This is a genomic window from Arcicella sp. GW821-FHT09D11, from assembly GCF_059416265.1.
Map to the genome: position 1 here is coordinate 23168 of NZ_JBWKOV010000001.1, position 20007 is coordinate 43174.

A 20007-nucleotide genomic window follows, 5' to 3' on the forward strand; every position below is an offset into this window, starting at 1 on the left:
GCTTTAAGCTATGAGCTATGAGCTATGAGCTATGAGCATTTTACTTTTTGTTTTTTTTCAGTCTTACTGCTATCTCATTGCTCATAGCTCACTGCTGACAGCTTAATGCTTAAAAACTCTCAACTTATCGTTGTTTACGCCAACAAACAGAAATTTATCTACAGCTTTGGTTTCTCTAACATCGCCACGTAAGTACAAACCTGATTTTGTAACGGCTAGATTTGTAAAGTTAAAATTACCTTTGTTCAACAAAACTACGCCATAATTGGCATCTACCTTACCAATTCTCAATCTAAATTTACTGTTGTTTCCTGCCAATAATAAATCTTTCTTTCCGTCATGGTCAATATCTTCTATCGAAATAGCGTATACAGGGGCGTACTGTGCTTGAAGGGGTAATTCATGAGCGACAAATACACCTTTATTGTTTTCAAGGACGATGGTTTTTAAATTAACGATTTCCTTCTTGTTGGCTTTTGATAATTGATTCGCATCAAAGAAATCCTCCATTTTAGCTTCCGAGAAAACCTGATAATTAGGGAACTTCTTCTTCAAGGCTGGAATCTGCTCTGCCATTTCATCTCTTGAACAGGCTGGATACGGTTGCCCTTGAATATAATAATTTAAGAAGAAATCCATCGTTCCATTCTGGTCAAAATCATCATATATTAAAAAGGCTGGTTCCGCTTGTGATGCCCTTATTTGGGTGTTTGTTCCAAGATTTCCCAACACCAAATCTTCATCACCATCATTGTCTAAATCTGCCTTTTCAATCCTGTAATTCCAACCCGATGGTACACCTAGGCTTTTCTGGGTAAAACGAAAGTTCTTGTTATTCTTTAATAATACTGGCGACATCCACTCTCCTACTACAATAATTTCGTCAAAACCATCTTTGTCGGTATCTATGATAGTAGCGTCTGTCACCAACCCTAATACGCCTAAAGACACTTTGGTAAAATGTGACTTTCCATCATTTTTCAATAAGAAACTTTCTTCTTCTATTGGAAATCTATTAGGCTTGATATGTCCCCCCACAAATAAATCGATGTCGCCATCTTTATCAAAATCGGCGGCTTTTACACATGAACTATTGGCTTGGTCTTCAAAAGAGATACTCTTCTGAAAATTACCTTTTCCATCATTTAACCACAATTCGTCGTTTTGTTCTTCGTACTGAGCATTACTATAATTGCCATTAGTAATGTACAAATCTGGAAATTTATCTCCGTTAAAATCTGCGATTACAGCATCTTGATTAAACTTAGGGGCAAGATTTGGCAATTCTTTTTTAGTAAAACTGCCATTAGTATTTTGTAAGAAAAATGCTCCAGCTTGTAGTTTTGTTCCACAGATAAATATATCCTTTTTGCCATCTGCATTCACATCTCCTACTGCCATTCTTGGCCCAGTGTATGAATAATGAGTAGGCAACATTACCTGTCTATCAAAATTATTAATCGGATTTATCGCTGGAAAAAATACTGGCGATTCAGTTGCAGTGAATAGAACATCTTCTGTTTTTGATACTGGTTTAGATGCTGTTACAGCATTTTTCTCCTCTACTACCAACGTTTGATTTACTACAGGATTTGTAATTTTCTGCGATTTACCATTACTCCAAACAATGATTACTTCTAAAGGCTTTGTTGTTTCGGGTATGCCAAAAAGCAAATCCGTTATCGCACTAGACTGAAAACCATGTGTCGCCGTAACTTCTTGAATTTGTACATTTTCACTTGAACGGATGCTTACTTTAGCCCCAATGCCAAAAGGGTTTAACACATTCCCTTTTAGGTGAATTTTCAGAAATTTAGCATTAGTATTTTCTTCAATTCTTCTGTTGTTGTAGATATGGGCAGTTTCATTCAGATTATTGGTGATGATTTCTAAATCACCATCGTTATCTAAATCTGCATAAATTGCTCCACTTGCTACTGTGGGCGTATCAAAGCCCCAGTTTTTTTGCTCATTAGAAAAAGTCAGGTCATGGTTATTTCTAAAAATATAGTTCTTCGTTTGGCTCGTGGGCATTTGTTGTAAATGCTCTAGCATAGGCTTTTTAATCCCATTTTCCTCTTGCTCGCTAAAGTATTTAATAAAATCAGCATTGGTATAGTCTTTCCCGAGACCATTGCTCACGAAAATATCTTTGTAGCCATCTAAATCAAAATCTGCTAAAAGCGTTCCCCAACTCCAATCTGTATTCGATATGCCTGATAATTGTCCAATTTCAGCGAATGCCCCATTTCCCAAATTCATTTGCAACATATTGCGCATATTCTCATGCCAAAAGCCATTTCGCAACTGTGCATCGTAGGTATTCCAACTATCCGACCATAATAATAACTTTTGGCGGGCATTGTCTTCTGGCAACATATCCAGTGTAAAAATATCTGGCAATTCATCATTGTTTACATCGGCAATATCAACCCCCATCGCGGAATAGGCAGTATGCTCAATTCTATCACGCAATTCATCTTTGAATGTTCCATCTTTTTGATTAATGTATAGGTAATCATCTTCTACATAATCGTTGGTAACGTAAATATCTGGATAACCGTCTTGATTCACATCCGCCACAGAAACGCCTAAGCCAAATCCTAAAGGATTTCCTTTAATGCGTGTTTCAGCAGAAACATCTGTAAAATGTGGCGCTTCACCTAGTCTAGTATCATTTCTGAATAGTTTATCTCCTGCATTTTCATCTCGTGCATTACGCATTACAGCGGCCTCCTTGCGTTGATAACCTCCTAAATTATGATTGATAAGGAAGCAATCTAAATCACCATCCAAATCATAATCCAAAAAAGTAGCCTGTGTAGAATAGCCAGAATCGGCTAATCCATATTCCTCTGCTTTTTCCGTGAAAGTAAGGTTATGATTATTAATAAACAGTTGGTTTTTGCGTAAGTTAGCCTCTCTGAGTCCAGAGTAACACACATAAATATCTAACCAACCGTCGGCATTAATATCAACAATACTCACTCCTGTTTTCCATCCTCCCTTTCTTCCCGTTACGCCCGCTTTGGTCGTAATGTCTTCAAAATTTAGTTTATTCTCTTTAGTAGTGTTTAGGTATAATTTGTTCTCAACCTGATTGCCCGTAAAATACAAATCCGTTAATCCATCATTATTAAAATCTCCAGCAGCTACACCACCACCATTATAAAAATATTCGTAATTCAAGATATTTTCCTTTTCAGACTCTTGAACATTGTTAGCGAATTGTATTCCAATTTCTTCAGCATTTACTTGTTCAAAAAGTGTCTTATCTTGTTTACAGGCATCCAAAAACAATAGGAATAGACCTCCTATGATTATATATATAATGTCTTTTTTGCTCATCCAAAGGGTAAAATTTTATATATCAATACTGTTTTTTTTACAAATCTAATGGCTAATGACTCAAAGCTTATAGCTATTAAATGTTATTCTTTAAAAGCCTCTGGCTCAGTCTTGGTTCTGTATTTTCCTTCTACACAATAAGCCTTAGGGCCACTGATAGCTCCTGGTGGAGGAGGCAATACTCTTCCTTGATAAACAACCAATACAGGTGAGTAATTTAAAGTGCCTATTTGTCTATCCACATAAATAATCTTTTCCTGTGAACCAAACACCTGAAAAGCACCAAGGATTTTCTCGTTAGGGTCGCTCAAAGAAACCATATTCGGACTAAATTGTGTTTCGGCGGGTAAGTCAAAAAGCGTTCCCGAACCTTGGGTAACATCTTTGATACTCCTAAAATACCGAAACATCTTTTCAGAAATGGCTCGTTGTTCTACTTTCAAATAATAGATACTTTTATTGTTATAAGGCACACGCGCAATCGGATAATTGGTTACCTGTTGTCCATTCATCAATTTATCCGACAATATATTGTACGTTTCATTGAACGAAATATCAAAACAGGTTTCATTACAACCATAATTTATCAATTCTGGAAAAGTTTGCCCTTGTGGAAAATTCTGTTCTATACTACATTTCTTTAGAGAATAGTCGTAACCACGTTCGCAACTGGCACAAAAGACGGTACGTTCGTAATGTGTCCATTTCCATTGATAATAATTATCAGCTTCGGGCGAATCCTTGAAATCAAGCGTTACATCAAAGCCTACACTGCGGGCATCCGTTAAGGGATAATTATCTTTTACGCTAAATTGATACTTAACAGTATCAATAGCTGGAGCAGCTTTTAATATTTCAGGACTAGATTCATACTTTTTTCCATTGGACAAATTAATGTGCAAGGTATAAGCATTGCCCACAATACCATGATAAGTAGCGGACGTGATATAAATACCATTATCCGTTTCACTCAGATTTTCTCGTCCTCCTTTATCGTCTGTAATGAATACTTGTGCACTTTTTACGGGCACATTATCCACATTAATCGTAATACTGGGCGACGAAAAAGAAAGTACTACTTTATGTGGTCCTTTTTGATTTGACAGCGTAGCTTCTACCGTCAAAAAAGCGGCACTATCTATCTGTTCAAAGTCTCGTATTTCAGTAATACAAGACCAAAAACTCACTGAAAATAGTAAAAAATATATGATAAAACGCTTCATAACCACCATTTAAATTTGAAATTATAAGCTATAAGAAACCAAATGACTTGTAAAAACACGAACAATTGGCACCCTATTACAAAGAGACATATTGTCTTTTTTTCAACCTGCTACTGACTAAAAACCCATTGCTTAAAGCTAATAGCTTAGAATATCTTTAATTGCTATTTGCTCAAAGCTGATAACTCAAAGCTCACCGCTCATAGCTCATAGCTCAAACCTACTCTTTAAAACCTTCAGGTTCTGTCTTGGTTCTGTATTTACTTTCTGTACAATAGGCTTTCGGGCTACTGCCCCCTGGTGGTATTGGTAACTCTCGTCCTCGATAAACAACCCGTACAGGCGAATAATCTGTTCTTTGTCTGTTAACATAGATAATCTTTTCTTGTGAACCAAACACCTGAAAAGCACCAATAATTTTCTCGTTAGGGTCGCTTAAGGAAACCATATTCGGACTAAATTGTGTTTCGGCTGGCACGTCAAAAAGCGTTCCTGAACCTTGGGTAACATCTTTAATACTTCTAAAATACCGAAACATCTTTTCAGAAATAGCTCGTTGTTCTATTTTCAAATAATAGATACTCATACTACTATATGGCACACGCATAATAGGGTAATTCACTACTTGCTGACCATTCATTAGTTTATCCGATAATATATTATAGGTTTCGTTGAACGAAATATCAAAACAAGGTTCTAAACAGCCATAATTTACCAATTCTGGAGAAGTCTGTCCGTATGGATAATTCGGTTCTATGCTACATTTCTTTAGTGAATAGTCGTAGCCACGTTCACAACTAGCACAAAAGACGGTACGTTCATAATGTGTCCATTTCCATTGATAATAATCAGCTGTTTCGGGTGAATCTTTGAAATCGAGCGTTACATCAAACCCTACACTTCTTGCATCCGTTAATGGGTAATTATTATTTATGCTAAATTGAGTTTTAATGGTATCAATAACTGGAGCAGCTTTTAATATTTCAGGGCTTGATTCATACTTTTTCCCATTAGGTAAATCAATATGCAAAGTATAAGCATTGCCCACAATACCATGATAAGTAGCAGAGGTCACATAAATGCCTTTATCCATTTCCGTGAGGTTTTCTCTTCCTCCTTTATTGTCTGTAATAAATACTTGTGCATTTTTTACGGGTACATTTTCTACATTAATCGTAATACTGGGCGACGAAAAAGAAAGTATTACTTTATGTGGTCCTTTTTGGTTAGACATCGTAGCTTCTACTGACAAAAAAGCGGTACTATCTATTTGTTCAAAGTCTCGGACTTCGGTAATACAAGACCATAAGCCCACTGAGAACAGTAAAAAATATAGTATAAGGCGCTTTACAACTTTCATTTAAATTTGAAATTATAAGCTAATGAAACCAAAGGACTCGCAAAAACACTTAGCTGATATACCTTTGTTCCGTCTTTACCGTTGGTGAAAAATACGGAATAAGGGTTCGAGCGTCCATAAATATTATATACTGTAAAAATCCAACTTCCCTCCCACCTTTTCTCTTTCATACTTGGGTTGGTAATCGTCCAAGAAAAATCTAGGCGATGATAATCAGGAATTCTATCATTATTTCTACTCAAATATAAAGGCAATTGTTGACCGTCGAGCGTATAAGTACCCGCGGGCGACGAAAATGGGCGACCAGTGTTATAGGCAAAAATAAACGAGAAACTATTGTGTTTATCAGGCGTGGCATTGAACACTATATTAACAGTATGAGGTTTATCATAATTGGCAGGATACCAATTTCCTCCATTAATTCGCTGTTCTGGATATTGCCCAGTAGTTTGTATAAACGACCTTGCATAAGTATAACTAAACCAACCTGTTACCTCTCCCTTCTTTTTAGTAATCATCAATTCCGCACCATACGAACGTCCTTTCCCTTTCAGTAGCTGTGTTTCCAAGGTTTGGTTCAACTGCAAATTCGCACCCGACACATAATCTACTACATTGTTAATGTTACGGAAATAAGTTTCTAAAGATGCTTCCCAAACATTATCATTCCATGTTTTGAAGTATCCTATAGAAGCAAAATCGCTTGTTTGTGGTAATACATTTTCGTCAGAAATTTTCCACCGAGAAGTGGGTAAAGGAGTGGTATTGTTAGAAATTAAATGTAAAAACTGTTGCATTCTGTTATACCCAAGCTTAAGGCTAGTCGTAGGGTTAAACACATACAGCATCGTTAATCTTGGTTCAAAGCCTCCGTAGCTTTTGGCAACACCATTTTTTAGTTCTGTCGAAATCAGCGAGACGGTAGATTTTGGTTCACCTTCCAGATACTTCCTTACTTCAATAGGCCCTAGATTCAAAAATTGGGTATAACGCAAGCCATACTGAATGGTTAGTTTATCATTCAATTTGTATTCATCATCGGCATAAACAGCCAATTCTAATGCTTGTTCTTTTTCTAATTCAACTTTTGAAATTTTCGATACAATGTCTCTATTCAAACTTCCCGGACTTAAATCATATCTAACAGCACTAAAGCCAAAATTAGCTTTGTGTTTTTCAGTAAAGGCATAATCAAGATTGGCTTTGAAGTTTTGGTACTGGATACTATTCTTTAAATCTATTCGGTTAACTGAATCGGGTGACTCTGTAGTTGTTTTATATTTACTAAAAGCCGCTATCAGTTCAAAACTCGCTTTCGCACTAATGTAGTGGTTCCACTTCAAAGATGCATTTTGATGCCCATATCTGAATTCAGATTCTTTGGCGATTACGTTTTCTAAGCTAAATAATGAATCTACCCGATAATAATCATGACTTAGGTAAGTCATCAACGAGATGGTATTGTTTTTATTAGGTTTATAAAATACCTTGGTAGCTATGTCATAAAAATTGGCTCTGGTATTTTTGATGTTATCAGGGGCAAAGGCTTTGAACCAAAAATCATTATAAGATACCCGACCTACTGCTAAAATAGATAGTTTGTTTTTTACGATGGGAATATCCAACAATAACCTATTAGAGATTGGTCCTATTCCGCCTTCAATTTTAAATTTATCCAAACTTGGGTCAATCATTTTAATATCCAAAACTGATGCTGTTCTGCCCCCAAAACGGGCAGGCACTCCGCCTTTGTATAGTTCTAATTCACGAATACCATCTGAAGCAAAAATAGAAAACAATCCAAAAAGATGCGTTGGGTTGAAAATGGGTGTATCATCAATGAAAATCAAGTTTTGGTCAACAGCTCCACCACGCACGTTCAATCCATTGGCTCCTTCCCCTACCGACGATACCCCTGGCAAGGTTTGAAGGCTACGCAGAATATCTACTTCGCCCATCATAGCAGGAATTTTCTTGATACCTTTCATGCTGAGTAAAGAAACCCCCAACGAAGGCGTAAGAATGTTCTTTCGGGTAGCAATACTAGATACGATAACTTCTTCTAATTGCTTAGTAACATCCTGAAGCTGTATATCAACTACTGTATTTTTAGTGAGCTTAACATATAACCTAAAAGGTTTATAGCCCAGATATGATACTTTCAATACATATTCGTCTTCAGGAATACGAAGAAAATAATTACCTAGAGAATCGGTTAAAATGCCTGATTTCTTAAAATCTATCGAAATGATAGCACCTACCAAAGGCTTACCTGTTAGTGCATCTGTTACATTTCCTTTCAATGAATATGCTTTTCTTTGTTGTGCTAGTAGCGTACTTGAGAAAAGTATAAATATCAACAAAACAATAAACTTATTAGGCTTTGTTAAAATCATGTCTAAAACAATATTTAATATGCTTGACGATGAAAAATTATAATCATTTTAGTATTTACTGTAGAATGCTTTTTTCTCATCAATCTCTAAGAAATCGATTTTAGGTTTTTTACAAACTACCAACCCTTGCACATCATAAGTTGGGTTATCAGCATCAATTTTAGGATACTTCTTTGCTTTACCCTCAATTTTTATCACTATTCTTTCTTTTGTCAGTACTTTGAAAGTAATGGTTCCTTCTGACATCAAATAGCCCTCCCCAAGTTTATTTGCTTTATCCTTTATTCTACCAAACATTACGTTGGAGTAGCTACTGGCTAATTTTATAGGTATTTTAATGGGTCTACCTTTATACCAGTCTATCCCACTAAAATGTATCATCGTATTTCCTTCAAATTGATCAAAGAAATTGATTGTAAAAGAACGTTCAACAATTTCTAAATGTCCTGTAAAAACACTTTCCGCATGATAGAAATCTGCACCATTTAATTTAAAAATGAACTTAGATTGATTATTCTTTAATGATTGATAAATTTCTTCTTCTCTTTTATCAGAAGAACAAGCCGTTAAAAAAAAGCAAGTAACGAATACTATAAATACTTTAGATAATAAATAACCACGTTTAATCATTCTATTTTTTAAAATTTATTGACAGATGAGATTAATAAAAAAATGCTCGTATGTACGAGCATTTTTTTATTGCATTAATATTCAAATCTTCTAGTAACCAAAGTTTTGCTTCAAGTTCGGGTTGATTTCCAATTCTCTTTGAGGAATAGGGAATACAACACGATAGTCAGGTGAAGTAGCTGCACGGTTATCAACTGGTGCTAAGAATTTACCAAAACGAATTTGGTCATTTCTTCTCCAACCTTCCCAGTACATTTCACGTCCACGTTCTGCTAATAAAGATGCTTCTGTTAAAGTAGCTAATGGATCAACGCCACGAGTAGTTCTCAAGCTATTAACAATTGTTAAAGCTCCTGAAGTATTTCCACCTCTAAACAAAGCTTCTGCTTTCATCAATAAAACGTCAGCATAACGGAAGAATACGTAGTCATTACCTGGAGAATCGATATCACTAATATCTGGAATATATTTAATTACACGGATACCTTCTCTTTCGTTAGCACTCTTAATATCAATGGCTGCTGTGAAAATCAAAGGCTTACCTTCTCTATCTAATAATGCTACACCATTCAAGCCATATTGTTGACCAATCAAGAAACCCGCACGAACACCGCCTTTATCAGTTAAGCCTGGAATAGCTGCACCTACACGGCTATCTTTTTGGTCAAAACTGTTATAAAAATCAGCTAAAGTAGTAAAACCATTCCATCCACTAGGAATTGTACTATAGTGTGATGTCATGTAATATCGGTTTCTTACAGATGAGTTATTTGTAAGACTGGCTCCTTTTTCGTTGGCAATTACAAAAATCAATTCTTTTGATTTTGTAGTGTTATCCCAGTGGAAGTTATCAAAATAATTAGCAGCTAAAGAATATTTACCTGAATTGATGATAACATCTGCACTAGCTACTACAGCGTCCATATCAGCTTTAGCAAAAGTAAACGGACCTGCTGGCTTAGTTGGGTCTTGTCCAAATACGCCATTGTTCAAATACAATTTTGCTAAAAGGAAAGAAGCGGCTTCTTTAGTAGCAGTACCTGCATTAGTAGCAGTTGCGCTTGGTAAGTCACCCATGATTGATTGAATCTCTGTAATTATTTGAGCTGTAGCATCTTTACGGCTTAATCCTTTTGGTAAATCACCTGGTTTTGCTAAGTCTCTGAAAGCAACCTGACCAAATAAATCTACTGTATAAAACATGTAAAATGCACGCAAAAATTTAGCTTCAGCTACTTGAGCTTTCGTTGCTTTAGCATTACCAATAACTTCATTTGCTAAGGCATGACCTCTGTTCAAGTTGTTCCAAGCGTTCAATACGTCATCACTTTGGTTAGTCCAAGTATGCGTATGAAGGTTTCTCCATCTACCATTATCATCCCAGTCAGCACCTCTTGTTGGGCCTTGCATCTCATCAGTTGGATGCTCTGTTAATGCATAGATAGCAGCTTGGTCAGTAAAAGTACCTAAACTATTATAAGCAGCTTTTAATGTCAAATCTGGTTGGACAGATGAAGCATCAGACACACGGTCAAGAACCACGTCATCTAAATTACTACATCCCATAGTTCCGCCCATTAATGCAATGACTAATGAAGGGATTAATATTTTTCTTATATTTTTCATTTTTATATTTCAGATTTTTTCAACTAAGTACTATTCAAACTATTTTGTTATGAATTGGCACTAAAATATTCCTAAAAATTAGCACTAAGACCAATAGTAAATGTTCTTGCTTTTGGATATGAAATATAATCAATACCTAAAGATGGAACTGCGTTAGTACCTGAACCTCTTGAAGCTGCTGGGTTAGTAATTTCAGGATCTAAACCTGTATAGCTAGATATTAACAATAAGTTCTGTCCTGTTAATGAAATATTAAGCGATTTAGCAAAGCTATTAGCTGGCAATTTAACATTATAACCTAATGACAAGTTAGATACACGAATAAAGTCAGATTTTTCTAAATAGAACGTAGAAGGAACTGGTGCATCACCATAAGCCTGACCCGTAGTGCTTGAAACAGTTTGATAAGTAACGTTATTACCTTGTTTCAACGAAGCTCTGTTCAATACAGCGTTGGCAGTGTTGTTGTAAATGTAACCACCTGACTGACCGTTGATGAATAAACTTGCGTTCCAAGCTCCAAAAGTAAAGTTGTTAGTTAAACCCCAAGTCATTGAAGGGAATGGACTTCCTCTGTATGATTTCTCTGCTGATAAAAGAGTATTTCCATTAGCATCATATCCTTTGAATTCACTCAAGAAAAATCCATATAATGGATAACCTTGTGTAATTGGTTGAATATAAGCTCCTGAAAGACCTTGTCCATACAAGTTACCTGTTTGGATAGTTGCTACATCTAATCTTGCTACGTTGTTTTTCAAGAAAGTACTGTTAACCATTACTTCCCAATCTAATTTCTTACCTGATAAGACTTGATAGTTCAAGCTAAATTCAACCCCTGTGTTTCTGATATCGGCAGGGATATTGCTCCATCTTGTTGTGGCTACGTCTGGCTGAGGTGCTGCAAAAGGGAACAACAAGTTGTTTGTACTTTTATTGAAATAATCAACTGTACCTGATAATTTACCTTTTAATAATGCGAAGTCAAGACCTACACCATAAGCAGTAGTAGTTTCCCATTTGATATCTGGGTTCGGAACGTTTTCTTTCGCTAAACCTCCTGAACCTGAGTTTGGTGCATAGGTAGCCAATGAAGTATTGGTAGGGAATTCCTGATTACCAGTAATACCATAACCAGTTCTTAATTTCAAATCAGAGAATATTTCTTTTGGAACGAACGATTCGTTAGATAAACGCCATGCAGCCCCAAAAGATGGGAAATAACCATATTTGTTATTGATACCAAATTTAGAAGAACCATCCACACGAAGCGTAGCAGTCAATAAATATTTGTCGTTGTATGAATAATTCGCACGACCGAAATAAGACTGTAAATCACTTTGTCCTTTACCAGAACCACCAGAGAACGCTTTGTTAGTACCACTATTATCAACAAAGTTGATATTGTTTGTTAAATCAAAACCTTGTGGTGCTACAAAATAAAGTGCTTGAACATAATTGCTTTGGTTTTCGAATTTCTGATATGAGAAACCAGCAATCGCATCGATTTTTGATTTACCTACTACTGTTTTGTAATTCAAAGTATGTTCGATAGTAGTAGTAGTGATATAACGGTTGGCAATTCTAGCATAACCTTGGTTACCAGCAATACTGTTTGCAAAACCAATAGCACCTGGCTGAACAGCTGTTCTACTTACAGCATCTGAATTATCTAAACCAAAGTTAGCTTTGTAAGATAAATCTTTAGTAATATTCCATAATGCACTGAAGTTCATCAATGTTCTTCCTGTATTAGCACCAATGCTGATTTGATTCAACAAAGCAACTGGGTTACGGAAAGCAGGCGTACCATTTGTAAAGAAAGAACCGTCAGTATTATAAATAGGATATGTAGGGTTCGTTTGAATTGATCTACTGATTACGTTTCCTTCAAAACCGATGTCCCCACCAATCGCAGCACTTTTGTCTTTGATTCTCGTAGTAGTCATGGCTACTGCTAAAACTACTTTGTTATCAAACAATTTGTGCGTAGCATTGATACGAGCCGTAAGCTTGTTCATTGCTGTTCCTTTCACTGTACCTTGTTGGTCGTTATAACCTAAAGAGAAGAAATAGTTAGTATTATCATTTCCGCCACCGTAACTCAAGTTATAGTTTTGAGTGATTGCTGTGCGATATACTTCTTTCTGCCAGTCTGTAGTAGCACCACCATTAATCAATTTACTAGAAACATCTAAGCCAGCAGCTGTAGCATTTTTCAAGAAATCAGTTGGTGACATTACGTCATAGTTCTTGTAATTATTTGAAATCGAAGTATTTGCCGAGAAGTTCAAATTACTTTGTCCTGATTTTCCTTTTTTAGTTGTAATCAATACAACACCGTTTGCACCTCTAGAACCATAAATAGCTGCCGCAGAAGCATCTTTCAATACTGAGATATTTTCAATATCGTTAGGGTTGATAAAGTTCAATGGGTTTTTAGCGGCTGCATTACCGAAACCAGCACTACCGTCAGCACCATCTGTTGTACTTGAGCCATCCAAAGGAATACCATCAACAACATATAATGGACCATTACCAGAACGAATTGAAGTGGTACCACGAATACGGATATTAATACCAGTACCTGGCTCGCCACTGTTTGGTGTCATTTGAACACCCGCCGCACGACCTTGTAATAATTGTTCTGGAGAAGCGATAACACCTTTGTTAAAATCTTTAGAAGTTAAAGCTACAACACCACCTGTTGCATCCTTTTTAGTAGTTGTACCATAACCTACTACCACTACTTCGTCTAAAGCTTTAGTTTCAGAAATTAATTGCACATTCACTTCCGTTTGGCTTCCTACTGCAACTTCTTGCTTTGCGAAACCTACAAAAGTAAATACCAATGTTGCATTACTAGGCACAGAAATCTTATAAGCTCCGTTAACATCTGTTTGAGTACCTCTATTTGTACCTTTTACTGCAACTGATACACCTGGCAATCCTGAACCGTCTCCTGATTCTGTTACTTTACCAGTTATAGTTCTATCTTGAGCATTTACGCCCATAGATACAAACATAGCAACAGCCATCATAACTACTTTAACTAGCGAGTTTGATGCTGCACCTTGTCGCACAGAGCGACAGAACCATCTGTAAAAATGATTATTCATAAGGTTTTGTTAAGATTTGAAAATGGTTAATGAAATCAAGAGTAATTTCACAAGATTTTTAATGAGAAAGAAAGGAAAACTACCGCGTATTAAGTTTCAAAGAGAATGGATGCGAAGCATGAAACTTTGGTATTTTCACAATAAAAAATGTAAAATTGCTCTAATAAATCACTGCAAAGTAGAGGAAAAAGTTTCTATAATTCAATTTTTTTAGGAAAAAATTTAATTCTTTGTTTTTTAATTTTTACAATAAAATTGTACTTATACTTATTTTAAAAACTTAAGCAATAGCATCGTCCCTAGCAAAACTGTTCAAATAAAGTGCTTAAAGGCTCTTTTGTTAAAAAATGTTAAATTTTCAATTGACATTCTATTAATGTATTTTTGTACTTTTTCAATACAAATATCTTAATAAAATATTTTTCTAAGTTTCAAATTGATTTTATTGGTAAATTTGAAGTCTGAAAAGAGAACTTAGAAAAACTATATTATTCTTTGTAAAATCCAAAAATGACCAATCCAAACATTCTTACTCAACTTGCCAGTCAATTAGAAGGTGAACTCTATTTCGATACCGTCATGCGTACCCTCTACGCAACTGATGCTTCGGCCTATAGAGAAATGCCTCAAGCTGTGGCACTTCCGAAAACGATTGAAGATATTAGAAAATTAATAAATTTCGCTCGTGACAATAAGACCTCCATTATTCCACGAACAGCTGGTACTTCGTTGGCGGGCCAAGTGGTTGGAAACGGCATCGTTGTGGACGTCTCTAAGAATTTCACTAAGATACTGGAAGTCAACAAGGATGAACATTGGGTAAGAGTACAACCAGGGGTAGTACGCGACGTACTGAATATAGAACTTAAAAAACATGGTCTGTTTTTTGGACCAGAAACATCTACAGCCAACCGTGCCATGATTGGCGGGATGGTGGGTAATAACTCTTGTGGTTCAAACTCGGTAGTGTATGGTTCTACCCGCGAGCATTTGATGGAAGTAAAAGCTATTTTAGCGGATGGAACTGATGTGATTTTCAAAAGTGATAGCTTAAACGAGTTTAACGCACTTGTTGAGTCGGCACGAAGTAAAAATGGGTCGGCTACTTTGTTGGACAAAATTTATTTGAAAACCAATCAGGTGCTTTCAGATGAAAAAAATCAGGCGGAAATCAAGAATGAATTTCCGAAACCAACCATTGAAAGAAGAAATACAGGCTATGCCTTAGATATGTTATTGAATTGCGAGCCTTATACTGAAGGAGGCAAACCTTTCAATTTCTGTGAATTGATTGCTGGGTCAGAGGGTACACTTTGCTTTTTGACAGAAATTAAATTGCATGTAAATGATTTACCTCCTAAAGAAATAGGCTTGGTTTGCGTGCATTTTAATAATGTGGAGGAGTCATTAAGGGCTAATTTGATTGCCTTAAAATACAAACCTTCGGCTTCGGAATTGATTGACCACTATATTTTGGAATGTACCAAAGCAAGTGTAGAACACAGTCAAAACCGTTTCTTTGTATTAGGCGACCCAGGAGCTTTATTGGTAGTAGAATTGCGTTCTGATAATAAAGAGGAGATTGAGATACAAGCTAAAGCCATGGAAGCTGAAATGCGTGCGGCTGGTTTGGGTTATCATTTCCCTGTGATATATGGTGAAGACACCAAAAAGGTTTGGAATCTTAGAAAAGCAGGATTAGGCTTATTGTCTAACCTTCCAGGTGATGAAAAAGCCGTCGCTGTCATTGAAGATACGGCGGTTGATGTAAACGATTTACCAGATTTTATCCGTGAATTTAATGAGATTCTAACTGCTAATGATATGTATTCTGTACATTATGCACATGCAGGTTCTGGCGAAATTCACTTACGTCCGATTATCAATTTAAAGACCATTGAAGGAAATAAGCAATTTCGTTTGATTGCCGAGCAGATTGCGACATTGGTAAAAAAATACAAAGGTTCGCTTTCGGGTGAACATGGCGACGGGCGTTTGCGTGGAGAGTTCATCAAACAAATGGTGGGTGACCATAACTATGAATTGATGAAGGAAGTAAAGCGTACTTGGGATCCATACAATGTGTTTAATCCTAACAAGATTGTGGATACGCCTCCAATGGATACGTTTTTACGCTATACTCCGGGACAAGAAACGCCAGCATTTAAAACGACTTTTCGCTTTCAAGACCAAAATATTTTACAGCATGCCGAACAGTGTAATGGTTCGGGTGATTGTAGAAAAACGCCTGCTTCGGGCGGAACGATGTGTCCGTCTTATATGGCAACTCGTAACGAAAAAGAAACGACACGTGCTAGAGCCAACATTCTTCGTGAATTTTTAACGCATTCGGATAAAGCCAATCGTTTCAATCACGAAGAAATTAAGGAAGTATTTGATTTATGCTTGGCTTGTAAAGGTTGTAAAGGCGAATGTCCATCCAATGTGGATGTAGCGAAATTGAAAATGGAATTTTTGCACCAATATTATAAAGAAAATGGTGTACCTATTCGTAGTCGCTTGGTAGCAAATTTTTCTTCCCTTTCAAAGGTAGCGTCTTATGTGCCGTGGGCTTATAACTTTATTTTTGATACGCCTGCTCTTCGTAAAATTGCGAACACTGTAGTAGGTTTTCACCCTGACAGAACAATGCCTTTGTTGGCAAATACTACTTTGAAGAAATGGGCTGGTAAAAATCTCAATTCTACAATGTCTCAAACAATCACTCCCCTTGCTGAAGGAGTGAAGTCAAAGCAAGTATTCTTATTTATTGATGAGTTTACTAACTATAACGATGTTGAAATTGGTATTACCGCCGTTAAGTTGTTGAATCGTTTGGGTTATGAGGTAATTATTCCTAATCATGCAGAATCTGGCCGTCCGCAGTTATCAAAAGGTTTGTTAGATGATGCTAAGAAATTGGCGAATAAAAATGTTAACCTTTTAAAAGACGTTATTACGGCTGAAACACCACTGATAGGCATTGAGCCTTCGGCAATTCTTACTTTCCGTGATGAATATCCTGATTTGGTAAATGATGATTTAGTGGATGCGTCTAAAGCTTTAGCTAAAAATGTTTTTATGATTGAAGAGTTTTTAGCCAAAGAAATCGATGCTAAACGTATTTCTAAAAAGGTATTTACTACGGAGAAACGTTTGATTAAACTTCATGGTCACTGTCAGCAAAAAGCATTGTCTAGTTTAGTGCCAGCGAAGAAAACCCTTTCGTTACCTGAAAACTATGAAGTACAGATTATTCCTTCGGGATGTTGTGGTATGGCGGGTTCTTTTGGTTATGAAAAAGAACATTTTGAATTATCGAACCAAGTAGGTGAATTGGTACTTTTTCCAACGATTCGTCAGCAAGGTGAAGATGTAATTATAGCCGCTTCTGGTACAAGTTGCCGTCACCAAATTCATGATGGTACTGGCAGAACGGCGAAACATGCTGTCGAGATTTTGTTTGAGGCTTTGGTGTAGATATTATTCTTTTATCAACCAAAATCAATTATTTATAATATGTAGCGGTAGCCCTTGTGGTTACCGTTTGCATTTTAAAAGGTTTTCTATTTCCTTAACAAAGCAATAATATATCAGTACAGTTTAATCCTTTTCCCTCCTCTATCTTTGTGGTAAAATCAACCTACTTTTGAAGAAAACGGTTATAAGTAATCTAACGTTGTTTTCAGATTGCCAACATCCGAATTCTGATAGCCAATAACAAAATCAACACATGGAATCAAGAAGAGAGTTTATCAAAAAAGCGTCAGTATTAGCTAGTGGGGCAAGTTTTCTAGGAATGTTGCCCGCTTCTATTCAAAAAGCAATGGCCATTAATCCTGCCGAAGGAAGTACTTTCTGGGATGCTGAACATGTCGTGATTTTGATGCAAGAAAACCGTTCGTTCGACCATTGTTTTGGTACTTTACAAGGAGTGCGTGGTTTTAATGACCCCCGTGCGATTACCCTGCCTAGTAAAAATAAAGTGTGGTTACAACAAAACGAAAAAGGTGAAACCTTTGCTCCTTTCCGCTTAAACCTGAGAGATTCTAATGCCACTTGGATGAGTTCATTGCCACACTCTTGGGAGAACCAAGTGGATGCGCTGAACGGTGGTAAAAATGACAAATGGCTTCATGTAAAACAGTCTGGACATAAAGAATATAAAGATTTACCCCTGACATTGGGTTATTATAATCGTGAGGATATTCCTTTTTATTATGCTTTGGCAGATGCTTTTACGGTATGTGATCAAAATTTTTGCTCTTCATTAACAGGCACTACACCCAATCGTTTATACTTATGGACGGGCACGATTCGTGAGCAACAAGATTTTTCTTCAAAAGCCAATGTTAAAAATGAAGACCTTGATTATGGTAAATGGGCAAAATGGAAAACGTTTCCTGAACGCTTAGAAGAAAATGGCATCTCGTGGAAAATTTATCAAAATGAAATTAGTCTGCCTACGGGTTTAGAAGGGGAAGGCGATGCTTGGTTAGCTAATTTTACAGATAACCCTATTGAATGGTTTGAGCAATATCAAGTGAAATTTTCACCTGAATATTATCGCTATATTCAGGAAGTAGTAAAGTTTTTACCAAAAGAAATTGAAAAACTGACTAGCGAAATACCAACACTTCCTGCTGGAAGCGATGCCCTAAAAAAAGCTGAAAGGGCTTTGGCACAGAAGAAAATGTATTTAAAAATTGCTCAGGAAGATATTGTTAATTATACACCAGAGAATTTTGCAAAGCTTTCTACTTTCCAGAAAAACATTCACCAGAAAGCATTTACCAACAATCGAAACGACCCACATTTTCACGAGCTTACGTCATTAGAATATACTGACAATGGCACAGCCCGAAAACTAGAAGTTCCTAAAGGTGATGTCTTACATCAGTTCCGACAAGATGTAACTAAGAACCAATTACCCGCTGTTACTTGGCTAGTTGCTCCTGAAAACTTCTCTGACCACCCTGGTGCTCCGTGGTATGGTGCGTGGTATTTATCAGAAGTGATGGATATTCTTACGCAAAATCCTGAGGTTTGGAAGAAAACTATTTTCATTTTATGCTATGATGAAAACGATGGTTATTTCGACCATATTCCTCCTTTCCTTCCACCGCATCATAAAATAGCTAATACTGGTAAAGTATCTTCGGGCATTGATGTGTCGGTAGAACAAGTGAATATTAATGATGAGAAAAAGCGAGGTTATAAAAACCCAGAAACCGAAACCCGTGATGGTGCTATCGGTTTAGGTTTTAGAGTCCCTTTAGTAATTGCTTCGCCTTGGAGCAGAGGAGGCAATGTATGTTCTGAGATATTCGACCATACTTCTATCCTACAGTTTTTAGAGAAATTTCTGAGTAAAAAAACGAAGAAAAATATCAAAGAAGAAAACATTTCGGAATGGAGAAGGACCATCTGTGGAGATTTAACCTCGGTGTTTAAACCTTACAATGGAGAGAAAATAGCGCTCCCTACTTTTGTTGAAAAAGAGCCATTTATTCAAAGCGTACATAAAGCTAAATTTAAAAATGTACCGTCTAATTTCAAGGCTTTATCGGCTACAGAAATCAGCGAAGCTAATACAAAAGGCACTGCATCTGACCTGATGCCTAAACAAGAAAAAGGTATTCGTAAAGCTTGTGCTTTGCCTTATGAATTATATGTAGAAGGTAGTTTGAGTGCTGATAAAAAATCTTTTGATATTACTTTTTCGGCTGATAATAAAGTATTTGGCACAAAATCAGCGGGTGCTGCCTTTATAGTTTATGCTCGTCAATCGTTAGCCCAAAAAGATGAATTACATACACGCAACTACGCTGTAAAGGCTGGAGATATATTAAAGGATAGTTGGCAATTAAGTGATTTTGGTGATAATCAATATCATATAGAGGTGTATGGCCCAAATGGTTTCTTTAGATGTTTTAAAGGAAATGCGACAAGTTCTAAGGGTGAAACGACACTAACGTATCAAGGCACTAAACCAAGTTTAACAGGAAATGCTGTCTTGATGCTAAAAAATAATGACTCACAAACGCTTCGTTTTGTCATTGAGGATATGAGCTATAAGACAGGCAAAAAAGTAGTAGAAGTAGCCAAAGGCAAAACGGTGTCTGTTACTTTAGATTTAGCAAAAAGTCATGCGTGGTATGACGTTTCAGTAAAAATTGAAGGAAACCCAACCTTTGAGCAACGTTATGCAGGACACATTGAAACTGGGAAAGAAAGCTATACTGACCCAGCTATGGGGCAAATGATATAAGTACATTTTAACTTTCTAAAGATTTTTCTACAGA

9 protein-coding genes are annotated in these 20007 nt (G+C 36.5%); 2 read left to right on the forward strand and 7 right to left on the reverse strand.

Annotated features, from left to right (window positions below; all coding sequences use genetic code 11):
* Positions 1-102: 102 nt before the first annotated feature.
* The 7 genes from AC07N0_RS00090 to AC07N0_RS00120 all read right to left on the reverse strand — a co-directional run bounded on the left by AC07N0_RS00090 (position 103) and on the right by AC07N0_RS00120 (position 13702).
* Positions 103-3348 carry a VCBS repeat-containing protein gene (locus AC07N0_RS00090; protein WP_494587643.1) on the reverse strand — a complete coding sequence of 1082 codons (3246 nt, stop codon included), beginning with the start codon at positions 3346-3348 and terminating at the stop codon, positions 103-105.
* 83 nt (positions 3349-3431) lie between these two features.
* Positions 3432-4571 (reverse strand): DUF4249 domain-containing protein, encoded by a 1140-nt coding sequence (locus AC07N0_RS00095; RefSeq protein WP_494587644.1) that lies wholly within the window; start codon positions 4569-4571, stop codon positions 3432-3434.
* Positions 4572-4791: 220 nt separating this feature from the next.
* Positions 4792-5931, reverse strand: coding sequence for a DUF4249 domain-containing protein (locus AC07N0_RS00100; RefSeq protein WP_494587645.1), 1140 nt, complete (start codon positions 5929-5931; stop codon positions 4792-4794).
* Positions 5928-8327 carry a TonB-dependent receptor gene (locus AC07N0_RS00105; RefSeq protein WP_494587646.1) on the reverse strand — a complete coding sequence of 800 codons (2400 nt, stop codon included), beginning with the start codon at positions 8325-8327 and terminating at the stop codon, positions 5928-5930. The genes AC07N0_RS00100 and AC07N0_RS00105 overlap by 4 nt, the downstream gene beginning before the upstream one ends.
* A gap of 48 nt (positions 8328-8375) precedes the next feature.
* The gene (locus tag AC07N0_RS00110; RefSeq protein WP_494587647.1) at positions 8376-8957 is read right to left on the reverse strand and encodes a hypothetical protein; all 582 of its coding nucleotides are present in this window, start codon (positions 8955-8957) and stop codon (positions 8376-8378) included.
* Positions 8958-9047: 90 nt separating this feature from the next.
* Positions 9048-10583: a RagB/SusD family nutrient uptake outer membrane protein gene (locus tag AC07N0_RS00115; RefSeq protein ID WP_494587648.1), complete on the reverse strand. Its 1536-nt coding sequence runs from the start codon at positions 10581-10583 to the stop codon at positions 9048-9050.
* A gap of 71 nt (positions 10584-10654) precedes the next feature.
* A complete protein-coding gene (locus AC07N0_RS00120) occupies positions 10655-13702 on the reverse strand; it encodes a SusC/RagA family TonB-linked outer membrane protein (RefSeq protein WP_494587649.1) in 3048 nt (1015 codons plus the stop codon).
* A gap of 510 nt (positions 13703-14212) precedes the next feature.
* Here AC07N0_RS00120 and AC07N0_RS00125 point away from each other — a divergent pair.
* Positions 14213-17182 carry an FAD-binding and (Fe-S)-binding domain-containing protein gene (locus AC07N0_RS00125; protein ID WP_494587650.1) on the forward strand — a complete coding sequence of 990 codons (2970 nt, stop codon included), beginning with the start codon at positions 14213-14215 and terminating at the stop codon, positions 17180-17182.
* A gap of 253 nt (positions 17183-17435) precedes the next feature.
* Positions 17436-19973 (forward strand): phosphocholine-specific phospholipase C, encoded by a 2538-nt coding sequence (locus AC07N0_RS00130; RefSeq protein ID WP_494587651.1) that lies wholly within the window; start codon positions 17436-17438, stop codon positions 19971-19973.
* Positions 19974-20007 lie beyond the last annotated feature (34 nt).

Excerpts from the sequence above, each read along its gene's own strand:
- AC07N0_RS00090 (WP_494587643.1), bottom strand. The coding sequence starts at position 3,348 with ATGAGCAAAAAAGACATTATATATATAATCATAGGAGGTCTATTCCTA.
- AC07N0_RS00095 (WP_494587644.1), bottom strand. The coding sequence starts at position 4,571 with ATGAAGCGTTTTATCATATATTTTTTACTATTTTCAGTGAGTTTTTGG.
- AC07N0_RS00100 (WP_494587645.1), bottom strand. The coding sequence starts at position 5,931 with ATGAAAGTTGTAAAGCGCCTTATACTATATTTTTTACTGTTCTCAGTG.
- AC07N0_RS00105 (WP_494587646.1), bottom strand. The coding sequence starts at position 8,327 with ATGATTTTAACAAAGCCTAATAAGTTTATTGTTTTGTTGATATTTATA.
- AC07N0_RS00110 (WP_494587647.1), bottom strand. The coding sequence starts at position 8,957 with ATGATTAAACGTGGTTATTTATTATCTAAAGTATTTATAGTATTCGTT.
- AC07N0_RS00115 (WP_494587648.1), bottom strand. The coding sequence starts at position 10,583 with ATGAAAAATATAAGAAAAATATTAATCCCTTCATTAGTCATTGCATTA.
- AC07N0_RS00120 (WP_494587649.1), bottom strand. The coding sequence starts at position 13,702 with ATGAATAATCATTTTTACAGATGGTTCTGTCGCTCTGTGCGACAAGGT.
- AC07N0_RS00125 (WP_494587650.1), top strand. The coding sequence starts at position 14,213 with ATGACCAATCCAAACATTCTTACTCAACTTGCCAGTCAATTAGAAGGT.
- AC07N0_RS00130 (WP_494587651.1), top strand. The coding sequence starts at position 17,436 with ATGGAATCAAGAAGAGAGTTTATCAAAAAAGCGTCAGTATTAGCTAGT.